Source organism: Kibdelosporangium aridum (assembly GCF_900176515.1).
GTDB classification, from domain to species: Bacteria; Actinomycetota; Actinomycetes; order Mycobacteriales; family Pseudonocardiaceae; genus Kibdelosporangium; species Kibdelosporangium aridum.
This window is the reverse complement of record NZ_FWXV01000001.1, coordinates 1,909,160-1,933,431: the sequence shown is the minus strand read 5'-3', so window position 1 is coordinate 1,933,431 and position 24,272 is coordinate 1,909,160. Positions and strand designations below refer to the sequence as shown.

Below are 24,272 nucleotides of genomic sequence, written 5' to 3'. Positions count from 1 at the left end.
GGCGGGGGATGGGCTTCCAGCTGCACGTCGACCACAACAAGTACCTGCCGGAGGGCGGCCGGAGCATCGACGCGGTGGTGTCGGTGAGCGCGTCGGGTGGCAGGCGGGGCCCGGCGGTCACGGCCGCCGAGGTGATCATGATCGACTGCTCGAGCTCGATGGAGGGCGAGAAGATCATCGAGGCCAAACGGGCCACCAACCAGGCGATCGACCTGCTGCGTGACGAGGTCGCGTTCGCTGTCATAGCGGGCACGACCGAGGCGCGGATGGTGTACCCCGCCAACCAGGCACTGATGGCCGCCTCGCCTGCGACGCGAGCTGATGCACGGGAAGCGGTGCGGCGTCTGGTGGCCCGCGGTGGCACCGCGATCGGCACGTGGCTTGACCTGGCGAACGAGCTGTTCCAGGGTGAGCAGGCGGACATCAAGCACGCCATCCTGCTCACCGACGGCCACAACGTGGGCCAGAAACACGAAGAACTGCTGGCCACCCTGGAACGCTGCCGTGGCAACTTCGTGTGCGAGAGCCGCGGTGTCGGTGATGGCTGGTCGGCTGAGCCGTTGAACGCCGTCGCGGACGTCCTGCTGGGGACCGCCGATGGCCTGCCGGACGCGAAAGGGCTGGCCGCCGATTTCCAGCAGATGATCGAGTCGGTGATGGGCAAGACGACCGCGGGCGTGTCGCTGCGGCTGTGGTTGCCGCGCGGTGCGCGGATCCGGTTCGTCAAACAGGTCTTCCCGGACATCCTGCCGTTGACCGAGAACGGGACCACGGTGTCGGAGCGGATCACCGACTACCCGACCGGCGCGTGGGGTGCCGAGACCCGGGACTACCACCTGTCGATCGAGCTGCCGCCCGGCAGGCAGCTGGACGAGGAGATGCTGGCCGGGTTGGTGAAGGTGGTGGCCGAGAGCCAGGAGGTCGCCGAAGGCCTGATCGTGGCGTGCTGGACCGCGGATGCCACGCTGTCGACGAAGATGAACCAACGCGTCGCGCACTACACCGGCCAGATGGAGCTGAACACGTACACCCAGGAAGGTCTCGCCGCGCTGGCCGCGGGCCGCAAGGAGGAAGCGACCGCCAAACTCCGGCGGGCCGCCGAGCTGGCGCAAGCCTCCGGCCGTGAGGACACGGTGCGCATGATCAGGAAGGTGATGACCGGGATGCGGCGGGACATGTCCGGTCTGGACGCCGAAATGGCCTCGGTGAAGTCACGCAAGACCGTGCAGTGGCGCAAGAAGGACGACTCCGTATCCTGAAGGCCCTGACCTGTGAGCAAGGAGTGGCGTGATCACGATCGACCCGGGTTCGTCCGTGGCGCCCTATGAGCAGGTCCGGTCGCAGTTCGCTCAGCAGATCACCGATCGCACGCTGCCCGTCGGCGCCAAGCTGCCGACCGTGCGCGCGCTGGCAGCGGAGCTGAAACTCGCGGCCAACACGGTCGCCAAGGCGTATCGCGAGCTGGAGGAAGCCGGGCTGATCGAGACCCGCGGCCGGGCAGGCACGTTCGTCAGCGCGGCAGGTCAACAGAGCCGGATCGTGATCCAGCGGGCCGCGCGGGACTACGCCTCGCAGGCCCGCGCGCTCGGGCTGGACCCGCAGGAAGCGCTGAGCATCGTGAAGGCGGCGCTGTCGATCGACTAGTCGATGACATCGCCCATCTCAATGGAGGCGCGCGTCAGATGCCAGCCCACGATGGGACGCCACACGAAGTCGTCGTCTTGTGCGACGCCGACCGGGCCTGCGTGCAGCGCGACCGCGTGGTTGTCGCGCTCCTGGACGTGAATGACCACTTTGGACAGTGTGGCCGGTGCGTTGTCGCTGCGGATGCCGTGTTCCGTTGTGGAGTCGTTCTCCGGTTGGCTGATCGGCGAGTCGAGCAGCGGGTTCGGGCCGTCGTGGGAGCGCCGATCTTGCGCCAGTCCTCGACCGTCCCGGTCAGGGTGATCGACGGGATGCCGCGGATGCACGCCGTCGGGCACGACCACCTGCCGCGCCGGGTCGCCGCCAATGGCCAGCGCGTCGGGACACAGCTCGCTCAACGGCTGCGTGGGCAGCGGCTCGGTGGCGGGCGTGACGTCGTCGACGGGAACGTGACCATGGCGCGACCCTAGCGCCGAATTCCGTTACTCCACAGCGAATTCGCCGAGGGCGGACCACTCGTTCTGCGGGATCTTGAAGTTCACGATCCGCGGCGTCTCGGCAAGGTACTGGGGGAGTGTCCGCCGTGCGTTCTTGAAGTGGTCGGACGTCACGTGCGCCGCGCCCGCGTCGTCATCCTGGAACGCCTCGACGATCACGTACTCGTTGGGGTTGTCCACGCTGCGCGACCAGTCGAACCACAGGCATCCCGGCTCGGCGCGGGTGGCCTCGGTGAAGTCCTTGGTCAGCTGCGGCCACTGGTCGGCGAATTCCGGCTTGATCAGGAACTTGGCGGTGATGAAGATCATTACCGCATCGTATCGGAGCCTGCGGCCGCTGACTGTCGCAGAATGAGACGCCCGGCCCGACGCCACCGGCACGGTCGTTCCGCTGTGGACAGTCGAATCCGAAATTTTCTGTGGCATGTGGTGTAGGCCATACTCCGGCACGGCCGAACGGCTATCCTTGGCCCTGCCGATGGGAGGGTGGATGGCCGCGGTCTTCATCAGTTATCGCAGCACCGATCATGCCGAAGCCGAACGTCTTGCCCTCGACCTGCGCTTATACGGCCACGATGTCTGGCTGGACACGTGGGAACTGAACATCGGTGATTCCGTTGTGCAGAAGATGAACGACGGCCTGACCGATGCGGCGTATCTGGTGCTGTGTTATTCGCCGAATTCCTCGGCCAGTCCGTGGCAGGAACGGGAATGGATGTCCGCGTTGCACCGGCAGGTCAGCGGGAAGGACGTGAAGCTGCTGCCGGTCCGGCTGACCGGTGGCGACGCGCCCGCGATCCTGGCCGACATCAAGCACGTCGACCTCACCGCTGACTGGGATGAGGGCGTCCGTGCACTGGTCGCGGCCATGAAATGACCATGACCCGGCAACCGGTTTACGTCGTCTGCGCCGAGGGTGAGGAGGACCTCGCCGAAAAGCTCGCCGAGCCGCTTCGCGACGCCGGATACGAAGTCGCCCACGACGGCACGGTGCTCGTCGGCGAATCGCGGATCGGCAACGCGATGAAAGCGATGTCCGCTGGTGTGCCGATCGTTTTGTGCGCGACGGCGAGATCGGTCGGCAGTGCCTGGGCGCACAAGATCGTGAATGCCGGTTACGCCGGCGCCAACCGTGTATTCGTCGTTCAGATGGACGAACAGGCTTACGTCGAACAGCTGTCCGTGAAAACGAAAGTGGCCAAGTATCACGCCGATCCGGCGAGAGGTGTGCGGGAACTGGTCGACGCGCTCACCGCGCAATTCCCGCCCGTGCCGGCCGCCGCCGGGACCCGGCGCAAGAGGACGGGCAAGGGGCTGCAGTACCTCGACGAGCCGACCGACGTGACGCTGGTGGACCCCGACGCGCTGGCCAGCTTCCGTGCCCAGATGCGGCCCGAGGTGAGCGGCAGGTATCCGGAAGGACTCACCTCGTCGCAGTTCCTCGACCAGATCGAAGTCTGGGCCGACGGCGGGCTGACTCGCACCGGCGTGCTGCTGTTCGGCCGCAGCCCGACCCTCGCCTGTTCGGCCGCGATGGTCAAGTGCGTCCGCTACTACGGCCTTGACCGCTCCGGCCGCCGGGACGGCGAGACCTACGAAGGCCCAGTGACCGGCCAGATCGTCAACGCGCGTGAGTTCGTCGCCAAGCACGTCCGCCGCGGTGAACGCCCCAGCGAGGACCACGCTCAGGCGGTGCCGGTCTACGCCTACCCGATGATCGCGGTCCGCGAGATCATCGTGAACGCGTTGGTGCACCGGGACTATTCGCAGGACAACTCCTGTGTGCACGTTCGGGTGTTCGACGACCGCGTCGAGATCAGCAGCCCAGGCGACTGGCTGGGCCACGACATCCCGGTCGGCGAACCGCACGAGCTGACCGAGTTCAACGGGCAGTCCAAGAAGCGCAACTACCGGCTCGCGCACATCCTGTCGTGGGTGCGGCTGGTGGAAGGCGAAGGCAGCGGCATCCCCACGGCACTGCAGGACTGCCGGACCACGGGCAGTCCTGTTCCGACGGTGCTGCGGGAATCGGACTTCATCACGGTGACGGTCTGGCCGTGTCCGATCGAGGACACCGCCGAGGTCACGATCTCGGGCACCGGGCAGCGGCTGCTCAAGCCGCGCACCCTGCCCCGCGGTGTGAAGACGTTCGTCGGCCGGGAAGCCGAACTGGGCTGGCTGGAGAGCTCACCGGACGCGGGCGTCTTCCTGATCACCGGCGCGCCGGGCACCGGCAAGACCACGCTGGCGGTCAACTTCGCCCACCAGGTCGCGGACCGCTATCCCGACGGTCAGCTGTATGTGGATCTGCGCGGGTTCAGCCCGTCCGGCCGTCCGGTCCAGCCTGCCGAGGCGCTCCTGTTGTTCCTCGACGCCCTGGGGATTTCCCGCCAGGCCATGCCGGTGGAACTGGAAGCGCGCGTCGCGTTGTACCGCAGCATCGTCGCGGGCCGCAGGATGCTGGTGCTGCTGGACAACGCGCGCTCCACCGAGCAGGTCCTGCCGTTGCTGCCGGGCTCGGCGCAATGCCGTGTGCTGGTCACCAGCCGCGCTCGGCTCGCTGACCTGGTGGCCAAGAACGATGCGGTGCAGGTCGCGTTGAACGTGTTCGACCGCAACGCCGGGCTCACATTGCTGGCACGGTGCCTTGGCGACGAACGCATCGACGCGGAACCCGACGCGGCCGCGCAACTGGTCGGATACTGCGGCGGTCTGCCGTTGGCCTTGCGCATCGTGGCCGCGCACGCCGCCGCGCACCCTGAGTTCCCGCTGCACGTCCTGGCGAGTGAGCTCAACGACGCCAACAGCCGGCTGGCCGTGCTGGCCGGGGATGACGAGTCCGCGAGTATCCGTGCCGCGTTCTCCTGGACCTATCAGGCGCTCAGTCCCGAGTCCGCCAGGGTGTTCCGGTTGCTGGGCCTGCATCCCGGGCCGGACATCGGCCTCGCGGCCGTCGCCGCGATCACGGACCTGACCGAACCACAGGCGCAGCAAGTCCTGCGGGAAGTCTGTGTCGCGCACCTGATCCACCATTACACGCCAGGGCGATACCGATTCCATGACCTGCTGCGGCTCTACGCGCACGAGCAGGCGATGGCCAACGACTCGGACTGGGAGCGCGACGACGCGATCCGCCGCGTGCTCGACCATTACATCGAGCGCAGCGGCCGCGGTGACCGGCACTGGTTCGCCACCGAGCGGATGGTGCTGCTCGCCGCGATCGACTCGGCCGCCCAGCTGGGATTGGACGAGCGCGCGTGGCGGCTGGCCTCCGCGATCACGCCTTTTCTCGACCAGCAAGGGTTGTGGCACGACCTGGCCAGCGTGCAGCACACCGCCCTGGGAGCCGCGGACCAAGCAGGCGACCGGCACGCCCAGGCGGAGATCCACCGCAACCTCGGGGGAGTGCACGGCCAGTTCGGCCGGATCGCCGAAGCTGTCAAGCACTACGAGCTCTCGCTGCGGTTGTGCCGTGAACTTCGGGACGAAGTGGGGGAGGCCCATTCGGAACTCGCGCTCAGCAAGGTCTACGGGCGGCGTAACCAAACCGACGAAGCGGTGTTCCACGCCCGGGTGGCGCTGGATCTGTTCCGCCGCAACGCTGATCGCCTCGGCGAAGCCGACGCCTTGGTGACCTCAGCCGACTGCGCGGTGCAGACCGGGGAGCTGCGGCAAGCGCTGGAGGAGTTCAAGCAGGCGCGCGAGCTGTACCGGGATCTGGACAACCGCGGCGGGGAAAGCCTTGCCCTGGAAGGACTTGGCCAAGTCCATCACGGTCTGCGCCAATTCCCCGAGGCGGTCGAGCACTACGAGACCGCGCTGCGGCTGTCGCGTGAAGCAGGCAACCGGTACGGCGAGGCCGTGACCCTCAGCCGGCTGGGCGACACCTATCAGGCGCTCGGCGACCGGGCCAAAGCCCGATCGACGTGGCAGCACGCCCTTGAGCTGCTGCACGAGTTCGGCGACCCCGACGCGGACACCGTGCTGGCCAAGCTCGCGTCACTCGACCAGCGCGGGACGGCCAGCCTGCAGGAACCCGCCATCCTCGTCGTCGACGTCGCCCCATCGGATGCGCATACCTTGCGGGACGGGCCGATCCGGGCGCTGCGGTCGGCATTCCGCCGTACCGACATCGACTGGGACGCCTGCCGGGTCGAGGACCGCGGCGACGGATTGATGATCATGGTCCCGGCCGCGGTGGCCAAGGCGGTGTTCGTGGACGCGTTGCCGCAGGCGCTCGTCGCGGCCGTACTCGAGCACAACCGCACACAGCCGGAGAGCCAACGGTTCAAGCTCCGGGTCGCGCTGCACTCCGGCGAGGTGTCCGTCGACGACCTCGGCCCGGTCGGTGCATCGGTGAACTTCGCGTTCCGGCTGGTCGACGCGATCCCGCTGCGCCGGGCGCTGGACGAGTCGGCAAGCCCGGTCGCGTTCATCGTGTCGGCCACCTTCTACGACAACGTGATCCGGCCGCATCCGAACGCGGACCTCAGCGCCTACCGGCAAGTCAGCGTGGCGATCAAGGAAACCGATGCCACGGCGTGGATCCACGTGCCGTCACCGTAGCCGCAGCGCCTCCTGGTGCACGCGTTCCAGCGCGTCGAGCACGACCGTGCGCTGGTGCCAGTCCAGCCACAGCGCGGTCTCCAACGCCAGTTTGTCCAGCCGCGCACCCTCCGTTCCGGTGGGGGCGCGACCCTTCCGCGCGTAGTGGGTGGACACCATCGCCACGCACCGGCCATCCGGCAGGGCCAGGGGAGTGCTCTGTACTGAGTGGACGCCGGCATCCAGCACCACCTCGCCGGACGCGGTGCCCGCGAAGATCGGGTCCTTGGCGACGTCGGTGACGATCACCCTGCTGCGGCGACGCAGGGCCGTGCCACACGAGGTCTCGCCATCGGTGACAGTCGCGAAGAAGTCGATGAATTCGACGGACAGGCCGCGGTGCTGTTCCAGCTGCAGGGCACCGGTCAGCTGATCGACCAGCTGCAGATCACCGGCGTCGGCGTCCATCGTGCCCAACACGGTGTCCAGGAACGCAGTCAGCACAGCCGTGCGGTTGGTCTGCCTCTCCGGCAGGTAACTCATCTTCGGCGTGAGACGCCGGACCCGCCCGGGGAACCAGTCTCGCCCAGCGGGTGGTTTCGCTGCCAGCAAGCTGGACGCCAGCGTCGACAGCTTGAGGTTGTGCCGTTGGGCCGAGTCGCGCATCAGCGTGAACGCCGTGTCGTCGGTGAGGTCGTACCGGCCCTGCAACAGGCCGAGGGCTCGGGCGATCAACGGCCGGGACCGTAACGCTGCCTTGAGGTCGAACACCTCATGACGCAGCTGGGATACATCGTCGGAGATGTGGTTGGTAAGCGCCACACGCGCTCCCTTTGATCTTGCGGACACGACAAGGACGCGCCGGGTTCGCCGCGCTGCTGGACTCGCACCGACTGACCGCACCCTATAGCGACTACATTCAGGACTACGAACACAGTTCAAATCAACTGTGACGAAAATACACGAAACAGCCTCAACGACCGCGCGTGGCAGGGTGATGGCATGCGTAGGGGATGGATCGGTGCTGCGGCTCTGGCCGCCGTGGTGGTGGTCGCTGTGCTTGTCCTGCGCGACCCGCCGCCGCCACGTGACCCGGTACCTCCTGCGCTACAGGTCGAACAGGCCAGGAGAGTGCCGCTCACGGGCCTGAACTGGCGGCCGGTGTCGTTGCCTACGGCGATCGAGCACCCGCACCGGTCGGCCGTGGACACCGAGCGAGCCCTGTTCCCGATCACGCAGCCAGACGGGACGCACCTCCTGGTGAACAACACCGGCGTGGTCCTTGCGCGAGGCAACGAGGGCCTGACCGCCACGCTGGAAGGTGCCCGTGTGGTCGTGCACGAGACCAACACCGGCCGTGTGTCCACTGTGGACGCGGCAACGGGTGGGCTGACCGGTGAGTTCACTGGGCCGAAGACGGCGCTGGTGGCGCACGCGGTCGGTGCGGTCGTCGTCCAGGAGAACGACCAGTGCCTGCAGATCCTGGACGCCTCCACCCTGAAGGTGGTCACCCGGCACTGTGCCCCGCCGGGGTGGGCGATTTCGTTGCTGACAAGCGAACTGGACGGCGTGCAGTGGCGCGAAGCCAGGCCGGACCAGCATTGCGCGCGGTGGTTCCAGCTGACGCCGCCGTTCACCCCGCAGGCGTTGATCACGGGGGAGCGGGCGTGCCGGGCGGCGGTGCTGGTACGTACCGCGGATTGGGAGCTGACCGCGGATTTCCCGCCGTACGAAGTGGGTGTGCTGCATCCCGGGCCGTTGGTGGCGCGCCGGGAGAACCGGGAGATCACGTTGGACGCCACGGCCTTGGACGTGCATGCCTGTGGTGGCCGGATCTATTGGTTGAGCAAGCCGACAGGTGCGGAGCAGAAAGGGGAATTGGTCCGCTGGACGCCCGGGGACAACACCGTCCAGGTGCTTCAGGTCGGTATGGGCAGCGCCTCGCCGCCGCGTTGTGTGAACGGCGTGCTGAGCGTGGTCACCTATGGCGAACGGCCGCAGCTGTGGGCATTGGATGAGCCGTGATCACCCGCCGAGCGGGGCTCGTCGTGCGAGGATTTTGCGGTAGCTGATGCGCCAGCCGTCGTCGGCTCGGATGACGGTGTCCTCGTAGGTGACGCTGGCGGAGGTTCCGTCGGCGTTGATGCCGATTCCCTTGGAGCGGGCGTGGATCTGGCCGTCGTGTTCGGTCACGACGATGTTGGTGACGTGGTGGCCGACAGGGTTCAAGTCGCCGAGGGCGCGGCCTGCGGCTGCCAGGGCTTCGACACCGATGAGGGGTTCTTGGCCGAGGTCGGTGATGTCGTAGGTGACGTCGGTGGTGAAGACCTCCGACAGTCGGTCCAATTCGCCGCTGTCGCAGAGGTGTCCGTGCATGGCGAGCAATTCGCCGATGGCGAGCCGGTCTTCGGTGGTGATCCCCATCGGTTCACCCTAACGGGGAAAGTGTGGGTGGCCACCCCGGCCACCCACACGTGTGATCATTCCCCGCGCTGGACTTCTTCCCAGGTCCTCTTCGTCACGCTCGGGCCGTCGTCGGCGGCGCCGTTGGCGAGGCCGTTCTTGCCGAGGTAGTAGTCACCGGACTGGTGCCACGCGGAGATGGACTGGTGCGGGTCGGACACGGCCATCGCGTGGATGTGGTGCTCCCATGGGCCTTGTGAGGGTTTGCGCCACCATGCGGCGAAGCCGACCTCACGCAGTTTGCGGACGACGTCGACCTTGACTGTGTCGGACATGCCGCTCACGGAGATGTCCAGTGCGCCGCCGCCGTCGTGTGTGCCGCCGGAGGCGCCGACGCCGCCTGGGTTGTAGGAGCCTTGCGTGATGGTCAGGGTCCGGCCGAGCCGGGCTTCGGCCGCTGCCAGCATGGCTTTGGTGCGGGTGTTGATGGTTTTGCCTTGGTAGCTGATCCGGGATCCGGCGCTGACGATGTTGGTCACCGTGAAGCGGCCTTCGCCCAGTCGTTCCAGTGAGGTCTGGCCGGGGATGCCGTTGGTGTCGATCCCGCTCCACCCGAAGGACTTCTGCAGGTTGGTGTAGGCCGTGGTGGTCGAGGTGCCGAAGTGGCCGTCGACGTACTGTGCGGCGAGGAATCCCTTGGCCTGCAGTGCTTGTTCGACCACCAGTACGTGGTCTTTGGCGCCGGGGGTGAGCGCGGAGTCGGGGCGGCGCGGGTCGATTTGCGCCGCGAGGAGCACTTTCTCCATGTTCACGGCGGGCAGGGCTTGGGCCGGTATTGCCGCTATGACGGAAACGGCGATCGTGACGGCGCTGGTGGCTGCCGCCCACTTGATCCGCATCGGGGGACCTCCTCGTGGTCTTGTCGCTTCGCAGCTTGGCGAGGAGGAATACAAGACAGCTACAAAACGCGTGGTACGGGTGCTCCGGCGAGGAAGGCCTGGATGTTCTGGACGGCTTCGCGGAAGTAGGTCCGGTAGTTGTTGTCGGTGACGTAGCCCAGGTGCGGTGTGGCCAGCACGTTGGGCAGGGTTCGCAGGATGTCGTCGGCGGGCAGTGGTTCTTGGGTGAACACGTCCAGTCCGGCGCCGGCGATGCGGTTGTCCCGCAAGGCATCCACCAGGGTGTCCTGGTCGACGATCGTGGCGCGGGAGGTGTTGATCAGCAGGGCTGACGGTTTCATCAGTGCGAGGTCGTCGGCGCCGATCAGGCCGCGGGTGCGGTCGCTGAGTACGACGTGGATGGACAGGACATCGCTGGTGGACAACAGTTCCTGCTTGGTGACCAGCTGGACGCCTTCGGGTTCGGTGCGGTCAGCGGTCAGGTTGGTGCTCCACGCGATGACGTTCATGCCGAAGGCGCGGCCGACTCGTGCGACTTGGACGCCGATCTTGCCGAAGCCGGCCAGGCCTAGGGTTTTTCCGGCCAGGCCGATACCGACGGTGCTCTGCCAGGGGCCGTTGGCGCGCAGCGCGGTGTTCTCGGTGACGAGGTGGCGGGCGAGGCCGAGGATCAATGCCCAGGTCAGTTCGGCCGGTGGGGTGGATGTGCTGGCGGTGCCGCAGACGGTGACGCCGTGGGCGGCTGCTGCGGCCAGGTCGATGGAGGCGTTGCGCATGCCGCTGGTGACCAGGAGTTTGAGTTCGGGCAGCCGTTGGAACAGTGCGGCGGGGAACGGGGTGCGCTCGCGCATGATGACGACGATCTGCTTGTCCTTGAGCGCGTCGACGAGCTGGTCGTGGTCGTCGAAGTGTTCCTGGTAGGCGGTCACGTCGAGGCCTGACCAGTCGGCCATGGCCAGCGCGACGGCTTGGTAGTCGTCCAGCACCGCACATCGCATGATCGACACGCTACCTGCCTGGCCTGGCCCAGCCGCGTCGTTCGCCTTCGCCGATGATCTCGAGGCTGGCGTTCCACAGTGCTTTGGAGGCGTCGCCGATGGCGGCTTTGCGGGCGCGTACGTCGTCGGCGGTGATGCCGGGGCTTTGCCAGGTGCCGCCGCGGGCCATCCAGTTGAGCAGTTGGGGTTCCAGGCGGTCCATGGCTTTGGCGAAGCGGGCTTCCGGGGTGGTGCGGGCTTCGAATTCGTCCCAGAGTGCGCGGATCTCGGCCGCTTGGTCCTCGGGCAGCAGCCCGAACAGTTGCTCGGCGGCTTTGATTTCGCGTTCGGCTTGGTCGGCGCCCATGGTGGGGTGGTAGATCGGGGTGTCGCCCGCGTAGATCTCGACCAGGTCGTGGATGAGGACGAGTTTGATGGTGTGGCCGATGTCGATGGGTTCGTCGGCGTGTTCGGCCAGGATGATGACCATCATGGCGAGGTGCCATGAGTGTTCGGCGTCGTTCTCGCGGCGCCTGTCGGCGGCCAGTGGGGACTGCCGCAGGATGGTCTTGAGTTTGTCGACTTCGATCAGGAACGTCAGCTGCTGGCGCAGCCGGGCGTCGATCGTGTCCGGCAGGGGTGTTTCGTCTGCCAGCAGCCGTGAATTGGGATCATCCATGACCCCAACTGTTCCAGATCGCGCCAGGGGACAGCGCCCCGGCGCCTTCGCCGGGGTGCTGTAGCCGACTTGGGCGGTCTAGATCATCAGGCCTGGTACTCCGGCCCTTGGGCGCTTACGGCGGAGCAGGACTTTGCGGGTGCCGTCGGAGTACAGGCGTACTCGCGACAGTTCCCACCCGGCGTATTCCGCCTGGATCGACAGTTGGACCGCTGCGCTAAGGCGGGAAATCCCCGGCGGCAGCTTCAGCGGCCGGTACTCCCAATCCCCTTCAACCACCCCATCGTTCACGGCTGCATCACCTGAACTCCTCCACCGGTCGCGGACGCGACGAAGACACGCCCGCTGTCCGGGTCGACGGTCACCGAATTCGGTTGCACGACAGTGGCGAACCGGTGTGTTTCCCGGGGTTCGCCACCGGCGACGTGGTAGCCGACCACCTCGTTTCGTTCGGTCAGGGTGACCCACGCGAGGTCACGGTTCGGGTCGTACGCGATGCCGTAGGGCGTTCCCGGTACGGGGTAACGCTGTTTGAGCATGACCGGGTTGGTGGTGAAGGCCAGGAGCGCGCCGCCGCGCGTATCGGTGACGAGCACCCGGCCGTACCGGTCGGTGGTGGCGTTGCCTGCGCCTTGGCCCGCTCGTTGCCCGGCGCCGATTTTGCCGTCCACGAGGTCGATATCGAACAACGCGGTGCGCAGGCGGTCAAGCACGACGGCGTGCTGGCCGGTCATGAGGACCTGGTCGGCGCGGAACATGCTGCCGGAGATCCGTTTGGGGCCTCCGCCGCCGCGGAGGACCTCGATGGCCTTGGCGTCGGTGAGCGGGATGAGCTCGAGATCACCGGAGGCGACGGCGGTGCCGGGCGCGCTGTCGAACTGCATCGCGGTGAGGGTCGCGTCCGGCAGCGTGACGGTGAAGAGCATCTTGCTGATTCCGACCGATGCCAGCACACCGTCGGGCAGGGCACTCATCGCGGTGACAGGTCCTGGCATGGTGACCGATCGTGCGGGTGCGCCTGGGTCGTCGAGGCTCAGCAGCAGCAGTTCCGGGTCGGCTGTGGCCAGCGCGATTGTCCGGGCCTGTGGCGCGATGACGAGCCCGGTGATCTTTTTGGCCAGCGGGATGACCGTGCCGACCGGCTTGGACGTCGCAGGCGACGTGGCCGGCACGGCGATGGTCAGATTGTCGGTGACCTGGAGGTCATCGTGGGGTTCGGCGGTCTGAGAGCATCCTGCCAGCAGCGTCACACCCGACACCACGGCTACCAGCCGACGCAACAGCGACCTCCATCAGTAACGTCCAGTTCACCCAGCATCCCCGATTCTGCACGCCAGGTCACGTCTTGTTGGGCAACCTTCACCCGAGTCGTTGCTCCGGGTAGCCGAGTTGGATCCCGCTGACGTCGTCCAGTGCGGCCCGGATGGCGGCAGGCAGGGTCAGTTCCTCGGCGGCCAGTGATCCGGCGAGCTGCCCGGTGTCGCGGGCGCCGACGACCGGGGCCACGACGCCGGGACGGTCCCTTACCCAGGCCAACGCGACAGCCAGCGGGGACGTTCCCAGGCCGTCGGCGGCGGTGGAGACGGCCTGCACGATGCGGGCGGCGCGTTCGGTGCGGTGGTGTTCGACGTAGGGCGCGTAGTGCGCGGAGGCGCCGCGGGAGTCGGCGGGGGTGCCGGAGCGGTATTTGCCGGTGAGCACGCCGCGGCCGAGGGGTGCCCAGGGCAGGATGCCGATGCCGTGGTGTTCGGCCGCGGGTACGACTTCGCGTTCGATGCCGCGTTCGGCCAGGGAGTATTCGACCTGGGTGGACACGATGGGGGAGGCGCCGCCGGCCATCAGTTGCATGGTGGCGGCGGTGGACAGTTGCCAGCCGGAGTAGTTGGACACGCCGGTGTAGCGGACTTTGCCGCTGCGTACGGCGGTGTCCAGGGCGGCGAGGGTTTCGTCGAGGGGGACCGCGGAGTCCCAGGCGTGTAGTTGCCACAGGTCGATGTGGTCGACGCCCAGCCTGCGCAGGGATCCGTCCAGTGCGTGCAGCAGTGCGCCGCGGGAGGCGCCGCCGCCGAAGGGGCCTTCGGTGCGGCGGGCGACGGCTTTGGTGGCGATGATCACGTGGTCGCGGGGTACGGCGTCGTCGAGCAGGGCGCCGAGGATGCGTTCGCATTCGCCTTCGGCGTAGACGTCCGCGGTGTCCACGAGGGTGCCGCCCGCGTCGGTGAACGCGACGAGTTGCTTGGCGGCTTCGTCGGCGTCGGTGTCCCGTCCCCAGGTCATCGTGCCGAGGGCCAGCCGGGACACCCGCAGTCCGCTGCGGCCGAGGTGTCGATACTCCACGGAGCGTGAGCCTAAGGGCTGACGATCACCGGGGCCGGGCAAGGGCCATGGTCGGCCGCTATCGGGCGTAGTCCAAGATTCTTTCCCAAGCACGTGAAACCGGGTTGGGAGTGGCGGGTTGGACTGGCTTCAGGCGATTGTTCTCGGTCTGGTCCAGGGGCTGACGGAGTTCTTGCCGATTTCGTCGTCGGCGCATCTGCGGGTGGTGTCCACGTTGGGGTGGGGGACTGACGCGGGTGCGTCGTTCACCGCGGTGACCCAGCTGGGTACCGAGCTGGCGGTGTTGATCTTCTATGCGCGCAAGATCGGTGTGCTGGTCGGCGCGTGGTTCAAGGGGTTCGCCAGCGCGGCGGTGCGGCGCACCGACGAGTACCGGATGGCGTGGTACGTGATCATCGGGTCGGCGCCGATCGCGGTGCTCGGCGTGATCTTCAAGGACGAGATCCGCACGTCGTTCCGGAATCTGTGGATCACCGCGACGGTGATGATCGTGTTCGCGGTGGTGCTGGCGGTTGCCGACGAGATCGGCAGGCAGAAGCGGACCGAGCTGACGATGCGGGACTCGATCACGATGGGTCTGGCGCAGGCGATGGCGTTGGTGCCGGGTGTGTCGCGGTCGGGTGGCACGCTGACCGCGGGCTTGTTCCTGGGTTTGGAACGCAAGGCCGCGACGGATTATTCGTTCCTGCTGGCGTTGCCTGCGGTGTTCGGCGCGGGGATCTTCTCGATTCCGGACGTGATGGACAAGACCGGGCCGGGGCCGCACGCGTCGACCGCGCAGATGATCGTGGCGACGGTGATCGCGTTCATCGTGGGCTACGCGACGATCGCGTGGTTGTTGCGGTACGTGTCGAAGCACACGTACTCGGTTTTCGTGTGGTACCGGATCTTCTTGGGCGTCGGGTTGATGGTGTTGCTGGCGACCAACACGATTCCGGCCACGTAAGGTCGGGATCATGGCCACGGTGATCCTGTTACGGCATGCGCGCTCGACGGCGAACGGTTCGGGCGTGCTTGCTGGGCGTACCCCGAAGGTGTCGTTGGACGATTCGGGGACCAAACAGGCCGCGAAGCTGGTGGAGCGCCTGGCGGACGTGCCGGTGGCGGCGATCGTGGCGTCGCCGTTGTTGCGGTGCAAGCAGACGGTCGCGCCGCTGGCGGCCGCGAAGGGGATCCAGGTGGTCGCCGACGCGCGGTTGTCCGAGGTGGATTACGGCGAGTGGACCGGTCGCAAGCTCAGCGTCCTGGGCAAAGAGCCGTTGTGGAAGGTCGTGCAGCAGCACCCCTCGGCCGCGGTGTTCCCTGGCGGTGAGGGGTTGGCGTCGGTGCAGGCGCGAGCGGTGGCGGCCATTCGGGCGCACGACGCGCGGATCACCGAGGAGCATGGGGCGCACGCGGTGTGGATCGCGTGCAGTCATGGGGATGTGATCAAGGCGGTGCTGGCGGACGCGTTGGGCCAGCATTTGGATTCGTTCCAGCGGATCGTGGTGGATCCGGCGTCGTTGTCGGTGGTGCGGTACACCGATACGCGGCCGTTCGTGCTGCGGACCAACGACAACGGCGGGGATCTGGCGAGCATCGTGCCGCCGAAGCCGAAGAAGAACGCCAAGAGGGCCTCCGCGTCCGACGCGGTCGTCGGCGGGACGACCGGAAAGTAGCCGTGACCTGCGGATAACAGGTCGATCGCAGGTTTGTCGCAGCAGCGGCGGGCATGGTCTCGGCCCATGCGGTGGTTCGCTGTTTTCGCGGTGGTGGCGCTGCTGCTGGTGTCTGTGTTCTCTGTGATGTCCGAGCAGGACGCCGTTCCGCAGGCGCCCGTGGCGCAGACGGAGTACGAGCGTCGGTGGGTCGATAGCGACGGCACGGTCACCGCGCAGTTGCACACGCAGCCGTTCCAGGTGCGTCGTGGTGAGGGCTGGGTCCCGATCGACACCACGCTCGCGGTGCGCGCGGACGGCATGGTCGCGCCGGTGGCGACTGTGGGGGATGTGGTGTTCTCGCCGGGTGGCGGTGGTCCGTTGGTGCGGTTGGCGGAGATGAGCCTGACGTGGCCGACACCGTTGCCCAGGCCCGTGCTCGCGGGGGACATCGCGACCTATCCGGATGCGCAGCCCGGGCTGGACGTGGTGCTGACCGCGCTGCCGGCTGGGTTCTCGGTGACATTCACGCTGAAATCACCGGATGCCCGCGAGATCCGGCTGCACGCCGAGAAGGTGAAGTCCGGTCCCAGCGGCACCGTGACAGCCGGTCAGGTGTCCGGCGGGCCGGTTGGCATGCGCGACGCCGCGGGCCGCACCGCGCGAGCGGTACGCAGTGTCCGGCCAGGTGGACTGACCATCCGCCCCGCGCAGGCCGTGCTGGACGCGCAGTGGACGCGTTATCCGGTGGCGGTGACGCAGGAATTCAGTGCGGACGCGCTGTCGTGGATGGTCGTGGGGCAGAGCGTGACCGGGCAGGGCTATGTGTCGCAGTGGCGCCCCGCGGGCACGGCGACGGCCGGGGTGGCGGGGGAGTACGACTACCGGGCGTATTTCGAACTGACCGCGGTGCCGGTGCACGGCAAGCAGGTGCGTACGGCGAGGTTGCGGATCCCGGCCTGCCAGCAGGTGGAGGCGTGGCATATCGGCGCGTTCGGCCCGGGCACGACCTGGACCGCGACGGAGTACCGTGAGCTGATCGGCGTGACCGACTGTGGCGAGGTCGACGTGACCGCGTTGATGACGCGGGCCGCGGCGGAGGGCTGGCAGCGGATCTCGGTGGCCTTCGCGGCCCGCACGGACCAGGAGCCCGCGCAGTTCGGGGCTCCGCTGGTCGAAGTCCGATATCAGTAATCCTGTTTCGGGGATGCTATTTCCGGGCCCGGTAGGCCTTCTGCTGGCACGCGCGTGAGCAGTACTGCTTCGGCCTGCCCTGCCCGGTGGCCTCGACCGGTGTCCCGCACACCACACACGCACTTTCATCACGCTTTTCATCACGAATGAGGGCGTCGATGCCGTCCAGCACCCGCTGCAGGCCGAACTCGAACGGATCCAGCGGCTTGTCGTACCCGCCTTGCTGGTAGATCCAGCTCAGCGTCGGATACCGGTCCAGGTGCTCGAACAGCGACTCCCGCGCGCCCCAGAACTCCTCGTGTGTCAGCCCGGACTCCCGTTGCGCGGCAACGACATCCACTATCTGGCGGGCCGCGCTCTCCACGAACCCGCCGATCAGCGTCACCACCGCGACGATCTGCGCGGGCGGCAAACCGGTGCGGGCCACCAGCGCCAGCGCCCGCTCGAAGCCGGCCACGATGTTGGGGCCGGGCACGGTGCGCGAGCCCGAGGACTCGATCAGCCACGGATGCCGTTGGTACAGCGCCAATCCAGCCCGCGCCCACGCCTGCACCCCGCTGCGCCAATCGCCCGGTTCCTCGGGCTCGTCGGGCGGGACCATGACCGCGTCGCGCATCAGGTCCAGCAACTCGGCCTTGCCGGGCACATGCCGGTACAGCGACATCGTGGTGAACCCGAGCGCCTCGGCCACCCGGCGCATCGACACCGCGCCAAGGCCTTCCGCGTCGGCGATACCGATCGCGGTGCGCACGATCGTGTCCAGGTCCAGGCCGCGCCTGGACCGCGTGCCCCACAGCAACTCGGTACTGCGCTCCGGATCCGGCACTTGACTCCCCTTGTTTATGGTGTACATCTTAAGTATACGGCATATACATCTGAGGGGACAGTCATGCAGTTCTACATCGACCCGGCCGGCGACGACTCCGGCACGGGCACGATCGACCAGCCTTTCGCCACGCTGGACCGGGCCCGTGCCGAGGCGGGGCCAGGCACGGTGATCACGCTGCGCGCGGGCACGTACCGGCTCACCGAGCCGCTGTCGTTGTCCGAGGCCGACTCCGGCGTGACGTTTCAGGCCCACGACGGCGAAGAAGTCGTGATCAGCGGCGGCCGGATCGTCACAGGGTGGGGGAGAGGAGCCGACGGCGTGTGGACCGCGCCCGTCCCCGGCTTGGCCACCCGCCAGCTGTACGTCTCCGGTCGCCGAGCCGCGCGAGCGTCCCGCGCGCTGGACATGCCACTGAGGCGCACCGACACCGGCTACGTCCTGCCCGAACCGCAGCCGTGGCACGGCGAGATGGAACTGGTCTACCACGGCGTCTACCCGTGGTCGCACGCACGCTGCCCGGTGGAGAGCGTCGACGGGGCCGTGGTCACCATGGCGCAGCCCGCTTTCTCGTGGGCGAGCAAGCTCTACCAGTCGATCATCAGCTGGGACGGGCCAGGCGCGGGGGAGACCAACGGCGCCGACAACCCCACGTCGATCGAAAACAGCCCCGCGTTCCTCACCGAAGGCACGTTCGCCCTCGCCGAGGGCGTCCTGCACTACCTGCCCCGCCCCGGTGAGAACCTCGACTGCGTGGTCGCGCCCGTCCTGGAAACCCTGGTACGCGCGGACAACGCCCACGACATCGCCTTCCGCGGGATCACCTTCGCCGACACGACCTGGCTGCGGCCCAGCACCACCGGAGGGTTCCTGCACTACCACGGCAACGGCTACTACGACGGCGGCGAGATCATGACCGTCACCTTCGCCGAGGGCGCCGGCCAGGTCGAGGTCCCGAACAACCCGGCGAGCATGCCCGGCGCGCTGCGCTTGCACGGCTGTTCCCGGATCTCCTTCCAGGACTGCCACCTGACCCGGCTCGGCGGCGTCGGCCTGGAACTCCACGGCGGCACCGGAAACACCGTGCGCGACAGCGAGATCAGCGTCATCGCGGGCGGCGGTGCGGTGATCGGCGGGGACGCCAGGGACTGCCGGATCGACAACACCCACATCCACCACATCGGCCTGGACTACCACGGATCGCCGGCCGTTCTCACCGCGGGGACGCGCGGAACGGTCATCGCGCACAACGAGATCAACGACGTCCCGCACGCCGGGATCGTCGTCTACGACGGCACCAGCACGCAGGTGCTCCACAACCTGGTGCACGACACCATGCAGGTCCTGGCAGACGGCGGGGGGATCTGCATCTCCGGCTCGCAGGGCACGTCCCACGCCGACGGCGCCCTCATCCGTGGCAATGTCGTACGCGACACCGTCACGCCGTACAACTACGCGCTCTACACCGACTACGGCGCCTCCTGGGTAACCGTGCAGGGCAACGTGATCCACCGCAACGACAACCCCGCGGTGTTCCAGGTGTCCCCGCCGCTGTCACACGTCGCGTTCCTCGGCAACTACTGGGACGCCGACCCGGGCGACGCGCCGGAATCGGTCACCCTCGCCGACAACACCGTGCTCACCGAGCCGGACTTCGCCACGCACGAGACCGTCGCTTCGATCGTCGCGGCCGCCGGACGGCACTGACATTTCCGGAAATCCCAGCGACTTACTCTAGTACTACGAACCTAGTTAAATCCTCTTGTGACGAAACACGGTTCAGTTTCAGCACAATTGCTTCGGTCCCAGCCAATTACTTTCAACCCGCAATGAGGCGGGTAGTTTTCCCAGTTTTTCACATCGACTCCGGTAGGCCATTTGGCGGCTGACCGAAAGTCAACTGGTCGGTACCGTCGGTGAACTGCCCGGGCCTTTCCTCCTGTTCGGGCATTCCCTGCTGCGATCCGGAGGTTGTTTCATGCTGCGGTCACGACGCGGCTTGTTAGTGGGTTCAGTTTTCGCCGCCGCGCTGATGACTACCGGTGTCATCAGCGCGGTCGGCTCCGACACCCCGCAGGACAGCCAGCTCATCTACCTGGCGAACCGGACGTTCGATCCGACGCGGACCGGTGCTCGGGCCATGGCCGGCGAGTCCGGCAACGGCGCCTATCTCGTGCAGTTCCGCGGTGTATTGACCGACGCCCAACGCGCACAATTGCGGGAACTGGGTGCTCGAATCGGTACCTACATTCCTGATTTCGCTTACGTCGTGCGGATGGGTGCGACGACAAAGAAATCAGTGTCCGAGTTGAATTTCGTCCGCTGGCTGGGCGACTACCAGCCGGCCGACAAGGTCGAGATGACGGCGTCGAGGGCCGCCGCGTCCGGCCACTACCTCGTTACCCTGGTCGAGCCGGACACGGCCGACCAGCGCAGGGTCGCCGAATCCATCAGGCGGGCCGGCGGACAGGTGGACATGATCTCTGAAAGCCGCCAGCACCTGTCCGCACTGCTCGGCGCCGACCAGCTCGCCGCGGTGTCCAGGCTGCCCGAAGTGCTGGCCGTGGGTGCCGTCTCGGCGCCGGAAACGGACATGAACAACGCGCGGGAAGCCAGTGGCGCCAACGCGATCGAGACCGCGGGCGGCTACCGCGGCCAAGGTGTCCGCGGTGAGGTGATGGACGGTGGACTGCGCACCACCCACCAGGAGTTCCGGGCCCGCCCGACGGTCATGCACGGCGGCAACTCCACCGACATGAGCCACGGCACGTCCACCTACGGCCAGATCTTCGCCCAAGGCGCCAGCGCCACCCGGCGCGGAATGCTGCCCGAAGGCCAGGGCATCTTCGCCACGTACAACAAGCCCGACCGTTACGCGCACACCCGTGAGCTGGTCGCCCCGACCGGCAACTACCGCGCGGTGTTCCAGAGCAACAGCTGGGGCAGCTCGCTGACCACCTCGTACACGACGGTCTCGGCGGCGATGGACAGGATCGTGTTCGACCACGACATCCTGATCTGCCAGTCCCAGTCCAACGCGGGCACCCGCAGTTCCCGCCCGGAGGCGTGGGCCAAGAACGTGCTGTCGGTGGGCGGCCAGTACCACCGCAACACCTTGTCCCGCACGGACGACGCGTGGAACCGCGGCGCGAGCATCGGCCCGGCGGCCGACGGCAGGCTCAAGCCGGACCTGTCGAACTACTACGACGCCATCGACACGACCTCATCGACCAGCGACACCTCGTACACCACGTCGTTCGGCGGAACCAGCGGCGCCACGCCGATCACGTGCGGCAACGCGGGCCTGCTGTTCCAGATGTGGGCTGACGGCGTGTTCGACGGCGGCCCGGGCAAGGGCCGTGACGTGTTCGCCTCCCGGCCGCACGCCGCGACCGCGAAGGCGCTGCTGGTCAACACGGCCAACCAGTACCCGTTCACCGGCACCGCGCACGACCTGACCCGCACCCACCAAGGCTGGGGCACCGCGAGCGTCGGCAACGCCTACACCGTGGCCCGCGCCAACGGCTGGAAATTCCCGGTGCTGGTCAACGAAACGGACCTGGTGAGCCAAGGCCAGACCCGCAGCTACTCGGTGAACGTGACCGCGGCACGGCCGTTGAAGGCGACCCTGGTCTACACCGACCCGGCCGGTAGCCCGAGCGCGTCCGTGGCCAGGGTCAACGACCTGACCCTGCGTGTCACCGCCCCGAACGGCACGGTGTACTACGGCAACAACGGTTTGTCGGCAGGCACCGAGTCCACTTCGGGCGGTTCACCGAACACTGTGGACACAGTGGAGAACGTGTTCCTCAACTCGGCCGCGGCCGGGATGTGGAAGGTCGACGTGATCGCCAGCCAGATCAACGCCGACGGGCACGTGGAAACCACCGCGACCGACGCGGACTACGCACTGGTCGTGCAGTAATTCTTGTCGTCGGCCCCGCTCTGGTTTGAGCGGGGCCGACACATGTCAACGCAGGAGTTCGATGACCTTGGCGAACGCGGCCATGTGCGGTTCGAGCACGCTGATGTAGCTCAGGCCGAACTGCTCGCGGTAGCGCAGCAGCCGCTCGGCGATCTCCTGTGACGAGCCGACCAGGACACCGGGCAGCTGAACAAGCATGTCGTCGCCGAGACCGCTGGCCTGGCGGATGATCGAGAGGTCGACGGTGTCCGCGCGGTCGCCGACCGCCGCGACGAACAGGTTCAGCTCGATGTCGTCCACGCGGTCACCGGCTGCTTCTCGCAGCGCGTCGACCCGGCGGCCGAACGCGTCTTCCGGGCTGAGTCCTTCGGTCAGTCCGGCCAGGATGGAGAAGCTGAAGATGTCAGCTTCCCGGCCGGCGAAGCGCAGCATCCGCTCACCCGCGCCCGACAGCATGATCGGCGGCGACGGTGTGTCGGTCTCCGTGGCCAGCAGCGCGCGCAGTTCGGCCAGGATCGCGTCGAGTTTGCGCAGCCGCTGCCCGCCAGTTCCGAACGGCACGCCCGCGGCTTCGAACTCGGCCGGGACGTAGCCGGTGCCGAGCCCCAGTTCGAGACGGCCGTCGGTGAGACGGTGCACGTCAGCGACATCCCGCGCGAGGTACGTGGGGTTGAGAATTCCGGCATTGAGTACGTAGGTGCCCAGCCGGATGGTCGTCACATCGGCGGCGGCCACCAGCGCCGGGAACGGTGCGGCCGTTCCGAGGTGGTCCGGCACTTGAAGCACGTCGTATCCGAGGTCCTCCACCTGTCGTGCTCGGGCGCGCCAGGCCGAGCGGGAGCCGACGTTGAGCAGAGAGACACCGAAACGAAATGGGCGGCTGGTCATGATCTCCAGCATGCGCCGGCCCGCCCGGCGTCGCCGCTCCAAACAGGACTCAAGCGGCGGCGAGAATTTGCCTGCACATGGAAATGGCCGTTGAGAATCGTTTTGCCTCAGTTCGCACCGGCGGCTGACACGGACCGTGACAGGTAGGCTCTCTATCGAGTTCGCACGCCCATGCCACGCTGGATGGGCAACGTAAGGAGGAGCCGTGTCCGCGACGAAACATTTGCTGACGGATCTGGACAAGCATCTGTACACAGTCGGCGACTATGCGGCGCTCGGTGAAACCGAGTACTGGAGCGAACTTCAGGAAGGCAAGATCGTCGTGTCGCCGAGCCTCACATACGACCACGGGATGGCCGTTTCGGAGTTGTTTGTGCAGGTGCGAGCACAACTTCCACCGAATCTCATCACCGTGCCCGGTATAGACATCGATCTCGCTCTCGTACCTGAAGATCAACCCGGGACTGTGCGTCGACCCGATTTGGTCGTCGTCGAGCGCGCTGACCGTAAGCGTGCGATGGCTGAGGGCCGGTTGTTGCGAGCATCTGAAGTACTGCTCATTGTCGAGACTGTGTCGCCGGGTTCGCGCCGGACGGACTACCGGATCAAGCGCGACGAATACGCCGATGCGGGAATCCCCACTATTGGATCCTCGATCTGGATGAGCCAGTCTCGTTGTTGGCATGCCATCTCACCAAGGAATTCGGCTACGTCGACCACGGCGAAGCCACCGGCAAGTTCGCCACGAACGAGCCAGTGCCGTTCACCATCGACCTGACCGCCTTGCTCGACTGAGTCAGCTCGCGAGCTGGGGGATCACCTTCTCGCCGAACAGCCTGATCGCGGTGAGCACCTCGTCCGGTGGCAGGCCGCCGATGTCGATCAGCACCAGGTGCGCGTCCAACCCGAGAAGCTTCTGCTGAGCGTTGAGCCGATCGGCTACTTCCGTCGGGTCGCCGCAGATCGCAGCCCCCTCCATCAGCTTGTCCACGTCGATGCTCGTGCCGTCACCGCGCCACGGGCTGGCGAACGCGGCATACGCCTCCAGGTAAGGCTTCCACCGCTGACATGCGTCTGACTCCGCCACGAACACGTGGCTCGGCAACGCGACCCGGCCCGGAGTCCCCCTGCGATAGTTCGCGACTACGTCCACGTACACGCTGGGATCCCGCAATGTGCTCGGCAGCATCAACGGCATCCCCAGTTCCGCGGCGAAGTCCGCCGAATTCGCCGAACCGCTGCCCACCCACAGCGTCGGGTGCGGGGTCTGGATCGGGCGCGGGGTCGTGGTCACGTTCTGCAGCGGGCTGCGGAACGTGCCGTTCCAGGTGACGTTCTCCTCCCGCAGCAGCTTCAGCAGCAGCCGCAGGTACTCGTGAAAGCGTGGCCGCAGGTCCGAGGGGGAGATGCCGAACGCGAGGTCGGTTTCGGTCGACACGCCACGGGCCACGATCAGCTCAGCGCGCCCGTTCGACAGCACGTCGAGGGTGGCCAGTTCTTCGGCGACCCGCACCGGGTCGCGGTGGGCGAGCAGCGTGACGCCGGTGGACAAGCGCAATGTGGACGTGCGGGCCGCGATGGTGGCCAGCAGGAGTTCCGGTGCGGAGACGATGTAGCGGGTGAAGTGGTGTTCGCCGATCGCCACTCCGGTGAACCCGGCTTGTTCGGCGACGACGGCCTGTTCGACCATGGCCTGGATGCGGTCCGGCTGGGACAGGCTCTGCCCGGTGCGTGGATCCGGCAGGTGATCCCCGAGGATCAGCAGGTAGACATCCACGCCGAAAGATCCTACCTGTTCGGCCGGGCCGCACTGGCCCGGCC

At 67.2% G+C, this 24,272-nt stretch carries 24 protein-coding genes; 11 read left to right on the top strand and 13 right to left on the bottom strand.

Features of this window, described 5'->3' with window-relative positions:
• Positions 1-8 precede the first annotated feature (8 nt).
• Together B9C43_RS08295 and B9C43_RS08290 are read left to right on the top strand one after the other, a co-directional pair.
• The gene (locus tag B9C43_RS08295; RefSeq protein WP_084425322.1) at positions 9-1,259 is read left to right on the top strand and encodes a vWA domain-containing protein; all 1,251 of its coding nucleotides are present in this window, start codon (positions 9-11) and stop codon (positions 1,257-1,259) included.
• Positions 1,260-1,287: 28 nt separating this feature from the next.
• Positions 1,288-1,644 carry a GntR family transcriptional regulator gene (locus tag B9C43_RS08290; RefSeq protein WP_084425321.1) on the top strand — a complete coding sequence of 119 codons (357 nt, stop codon included), beginning with the start codon at positions 1,288-1,290 and terminating at the stop codon, positions 1,642-1,644.
• On the opposite strand, the gene B9C43_RS08285 is transcribed toward B9C43_RS08290, so the two are convergent.
• Together B9C43_RS08285 and B9C43_RS08280 are read right to left on the bottom strand one after the other, a co-directional pair.
• Positions 1,641-2,042 (bottom strand): hypothetical protein, encoded by a 402-nt coding sequence (locus tag B9C43_RS08285; RefSeq protein WP_084425320.1) that lies wholly within the window; start codon positions 2,040-2,042, stop codon positions 1,641-1,643. The genes B9C43_RS08290 and B9C43_RS08285 overlap by 4 nt on opposite strands.
• 84 nt (positions 2,043-2,126) lie before the next feature.
• Positions 2,127-2,450 carry a putative quinol monooxygenase gene (locus B9C43_RS08280; RefSeq protein ID WP_033386692.1) on the bottom strand — a complete coding sequence of 108 codons (324 nt, stop codon included), beginning with the start codon at positions 2,448-2,450 and terminating at the stop codon, positions 2,127-2,129.
• 181 nt (positions 2,451-2,631) lie between these two features.
• Between B9C43_RS08280 and B9C43_RS08275 the strand changes: the two genes are divergently transcribed.
• On the top strand, positions 2,632-3,018 hold the full coding sequence (locus B9C43_RS08275) for a toll/interleukin-1 receptor domain-containing protein (protein ID WP_033386689.1): 387 nt from the start codon (positions 2,632-2,634) through the stop codon (positions 3,016-3,018).
• 2 nt (positions 3,019-3,020) lie between these two features.
• The gene (locus tag B9C43_RS08270) at positions 3,021-6,707 is read left to right on the top strand and encodes a tetratricopeptide repeat protein (RefSeq protein WP_160096404.1); all 3,687 of its coding nucleotides are present in this window, start codon (positions 3,021-3,023) and stop codon (positions 6,705-6,707) included.
• On the opposite strand, the gene B9C43_RS08265 is transcribed toward B9C43_RS08270, so the two are convergent.
• The gene (locus B9C43_RS08265; protein ID WP_160096402.1) at positions 6,699-7,508 is read right to left on the bottom strand and encodes an ANTAR domain-containing protein; all 810 of its coding nucleotides are present in this window, start codon (positions 7,506-7,508) and stop codon (positions 6,699-6,701) included. The two genes, B9C43_RS08270 and B9C43_RS08265, sit on opposite strands and share 9 nt — an antisense overlap.
• Positions 7,509-7,688: 180 nt before the next feature.
• Here B9C43_RS08265 and B9C43_RS08260 point away from each other — a divergent pair, with 180 nt between their 5' ends.
• Positions 7,689-8,711 carry a hypothetical protein gene (locus B9C43_RS08260; protein ID WP_084425316.1) on the top strand — a complete coding sequence of 341 codons (1,023 nt, stop codon included), beginning with the start codon at positions 7,689-7,691 and terminating at the stop codon, positions 8,709-8,711.
• Here the strand turns inward: B9C43_RS08260 and B9C43_RS08255 are convergent, their stop codons facing one another.
• From B9C43_RS08255 to B9C43_RS08225, 7 genes are all read right to left on the bottom strand, one after another.
• Entirely contained in the window at positions 8,712-9,110 is a 399-nt protein-coding gene (locus tag B9C43_RS08255; protein ID WP_033386670.1) for a nuclear transport factor 2 family protein, read from the bottom strand. It lies immediately after the preceding gene.
• A gap of 56 nt (positions 9,111-9,166) precedes the next feature.
• Positions 9,167-9,988: a peptidoglycan-binding domain-containing protein gene (locus B9C43_RS08250; protein ID WP_033386668.1), complete on the bottom strand. Its 822-nt coding sequence runs from the start codon at positions 9,986-9,988 to the stop codon at positions 9,167-9,169.
• Positions 9,989-10,047: 59 nt separating this feature from the next.
• The gene (locus B9C43_RS08245; protein WP_084425660.1) at positions 10,048-10,986 is read right to left on the bottom strand and encodes a D-2-hydroxyacid dehydrogenase family protein; all 939 of its coding nucleotides are present in this window, start codon (positions 10,984-10,986) and stop codon (positions 10,048-10,050) included.
• Between the two features lie 10 nt (positions 10,987-10,996).
• Positions 10,997-11,644: an HD domain-containing protein gene (locus tag B9C43_RS08240; RefSeq protein ID WP_084425315.1), complete on the bottom strand. Its 648-nt coding sequence runs from the start codon at positions 11,642-11,644 to the stop codon at positions 10,997-10,999.
• 78 nt (positions 11,645-11,722) lie between these two features.
• A complete protein-coding gene (locus B9C43_RS08235; RefSeq protein WP_033386664.1) occupies positions 11,723-11,935 on the bottom strand; it encodes a DUF5703 family protein in 213 nt (70 codons plus the stop codon).
• Positions 11,932-12,924, bottom strand: a complete 993-nt coding sequence (locus B9C43_RS08230) for an NHL repeat-containing protein (RefSeq protein WP_084425314.1) — start codon at positions 12,922-12,924, stop codon at positions 11,932-11,934. Before B9C43_RS08230 ends, B9C43_RS08235 begins: the two co-directional genes overlap by 4 nt.
• 79 nt (positions 12,925-13,003) lie before the next feature.
• Positions 13,004-13,981: an aldo/keto reductase gene (locus tag B9C43_RS08225; protein ID WP_084425313.1), complete on the bottom strand. Its 978-nt coding sequence runs from the start codon at positions 13,979-13,981 to the stop codon at positions 13,004-13,006.
• Between the two features lie 118 nt (positions 13,982-14,099).
• On the opposite strand from B9C43_RS08225, the gene B9C43_RS08220 reads away from it, so the two are divergent.
• The 3 genes from B9C43_RS08220 to B9C43_RS08210 all read left to right on the top strand — a co-directional run bounded on the left by B9C43_RS08220 (position 14,100) and on the right by B9C43_RS08210 (position 16,812).
• On the top strand, positions 14,100-14,927 hold the full coding sequence (locus B9C43_RS08220) for an undecaprenyl-diphosphate phosphatase (RefSeq protein ID WP_033386658.1): 828 nt from the start codon (positions 14,100-14,102) through the stop codon (positions 14,925-14,927).
• 10 nt (positions 14,928-14,937) lie between these two features.
• A complete protein-coding gene (locus B9C43_RS08215; RefSeq protein ID WP_084425312.1) occupies positions 14,938-15,639 on the top strand; it encodes a histidine phosphatase family protein in 702 nt (233 codons plus the stop codon).
• A gap of 66 nt (positions 15,640-15,705) precedes the next feature.
• Positions 15,706-16,812: a hypothetical protein gene (locus B9C43_RS08210; protein WP_084425311.1), complete on the top strand. Its 1,107-nt coding sequence runs from the start codon at positions 15,706-15,708 to the stop codon at positions 16,810-16,812.
• A 16-nt stretch (positions 16,813-16,828) separates the two neighbouring features.
• On the opposite strand, the gene B9C43_RS08205 is transcribed toward B9C43_RS08210, so the two are convergent.
• Entirely contained in the window at positions 16,829-17,638 is an 810-nt protein-coding gene (locus tag B9C43_RS08205; RefSeq protein WP_235038495.1) for a TetR/AcrR family transcriptional regulator, read from the bottom strand.
• Between the two features lie 63 nt (positions 17,639-17,701).
• Here B9C43_RS08205 and B9C43_RS08200 point away from each other — a divergent pair, with 63 nt between their 5' ends.
• A complete protein-coding gene (locus B9C43_RS08200) occupies positions 17,702-19,345 on the top strand; it encodes a right-handed parallel beta-helix repeat-containing protein (RefSeq protein WP_084425310.1) in 1,644 nt (547 codons plus the stop codon).
• Between the two features lie 271 nt (positions 19,346-19,616).
• Positions 19,617-21,563, top strand: coding sequence for a S8 family serine peptidase (locus tag B9C43_RS08195; RefSeq protein WP_084425309.1), 1,947 nt, complete (start codon positions 19,617-19,619; stop codon positions 21,561-21,563).
• A gap of 45 nt (positions 21,564-21,608) precedes the next feature.
• Here B9C43_RS08195 and B9C43_RS08190 read toward each other — a convergent pair whose 3' ends face one another.
• Positions 21,609-22,451 (bottom strand): TIGR03621 family F420-dependent LLM class oxidoreductase, encoded by an 843-nt coding sequence (locus B9C43_RS08190; protein WP_235038494.1) that lies wholly within the window; start codon positions 22,449-22,451, stop codon positions 21,609-21,611.
• A 205-nt stretch (positions 22,452-22,656) separates the two neighbouring features.
• Between B9C43_RS08190 and B9C43_RS08185 the strand changes: the two genes are divergently transcribed.
• Positions 22,657-23,229 carry a Uma2 family endonuclease gene (locus B9C43_RS08185; RefSeq protein WP_235038493.1) on the top strand — a complete coding sequence of 191 codons (573 nt, stop codon included), beginning with the start codon at positions 22,657-22,659 and terminating at the stop codon, positions 23,227-23,229.
• A gap of 18 nt (positions 23,230-23,247) precedes the next feature.
• Here B9C43_RS08185 and B9C43_RS08180 read toward each other — a convergent pair whose 3' ends face one another.
• Positions 23,248-24,228 carry an LLM class flavin-dependent oxidoreductase gene (locus B9C43_RS08180; protein ID WP_084425307.1) on the bottom strand — a complete coding sequence of 327 codons (981 nt, stop codon included), beginning with the start codon at positions 24,226-24,228 and terminating at the stop codon, positions 23,248-23,250.
• Positions 24,229-24,272: the final 44 nt, after the last annotated feature.

Excerpts from the sequence above, each read along its gene's own strand:
- B9C43_RS08245 (WP_084425660.1), bottom strand. The coding sequence starts at position 10,986 with ATGCGATGTGCGGTGCTGGACGACTACCAAGCCGTCGCGCTGGCCATG.
- B9C43_RS08190 (WP_235038494.1), bottom strand. The coding sequence starts at position 22,451 with ATGACCAGCCGCCCATTTCGTTTCGGTGTCTCTCTGCTCAACGTCGGC.
- B9C43_RS08260 (WP_084425316.1), top strand. The coding sequence starts at position 7,689 with ATGCGTAGGGGATGGATCGGTGCTGCGGCTCTGGCCGCCGTGGTGGTG.
- B9C43_RS08200 (WP_084425310.1), top strand. The coding sequence starts at position 17,702 with ATGCAGTTCTACATCGACCCGGCCGGCGACGACTCCGGCACGGGCACG.
- B9C43_RS08275 (WP_033386689.1), top strand. The coding sequence starts at position 2,632 with ATGGCCGCGGTCTTCATCAGTTATCGCAGCACCGATCATGCCGAAGCC.
- B9C43_RS08295 (WP_084425322.1), top strand. The coding sequence starts at position 9 with ATGGGCTTCCAGCTGCACGTCGACCACAACAAGTACCTGCCGGAGGGC.
- B9C43_RS08255 (WP_033386670.1), bottom strand. The coding sequence starts at position 9,110 with ATGGGGATCACCACCGAAGACCGGCTCGCCATCGGCGAATTGCTCGCC.
- B9C43_RS08210 (WP_084425311.1), top strand. The coding sequence starts at position 15,706 with ATGCGGTGGTTCGCTGTTTTCGCGGTGGTGGCGCTGCTGCTGGTGTCT.
- B9C43_RS08250 (WP_033386668.1), bottom strand. The coding sequence starts at position 9,988 with ATGCGGATCAAGTGGGCGGCAGCCACCAGCGCCGTCACGATCGCCGTT.
- B9C43_RS08215 (WP_084425312.1), top strand. The coding sequence starts at position 14,938 with ATGGCCACGGTGATCCTGTTACGGCATGCGCGCTCGACGGCGAACGGT.
- B9C43_RS08195 (WP_084425309.1), top strand. The coding sequence starts at position 19,617 with ATGCTGCGGTCACGACGCGGCTTGTTAGTGGGTTCAGTTTTCGCCGCC.
- B9C43_RS08240 (WP_084425315.1), bottom strand. The coding sequence starts at position 11,644 with ATGGATGATCCCAATTCACGGCTGCTGGCAGACGAAACACCCCTGCCG.
- B9C43_RS08280 (WP_033386692.1), bottom strand. The coding sequence starts at position 2,450 with ATGATCTTCATCACCGCCAAGTTCCTGATCAAGCCGGAATTCGCCGAC.
- B9C43_RS08270 (WP_160096404.1), top strand. The coding sequence starts at position 3,021 with ATGACCCGGCAACCGGTTTACGTCGTCTGCGCCGAGGGTGAGGAGGAC.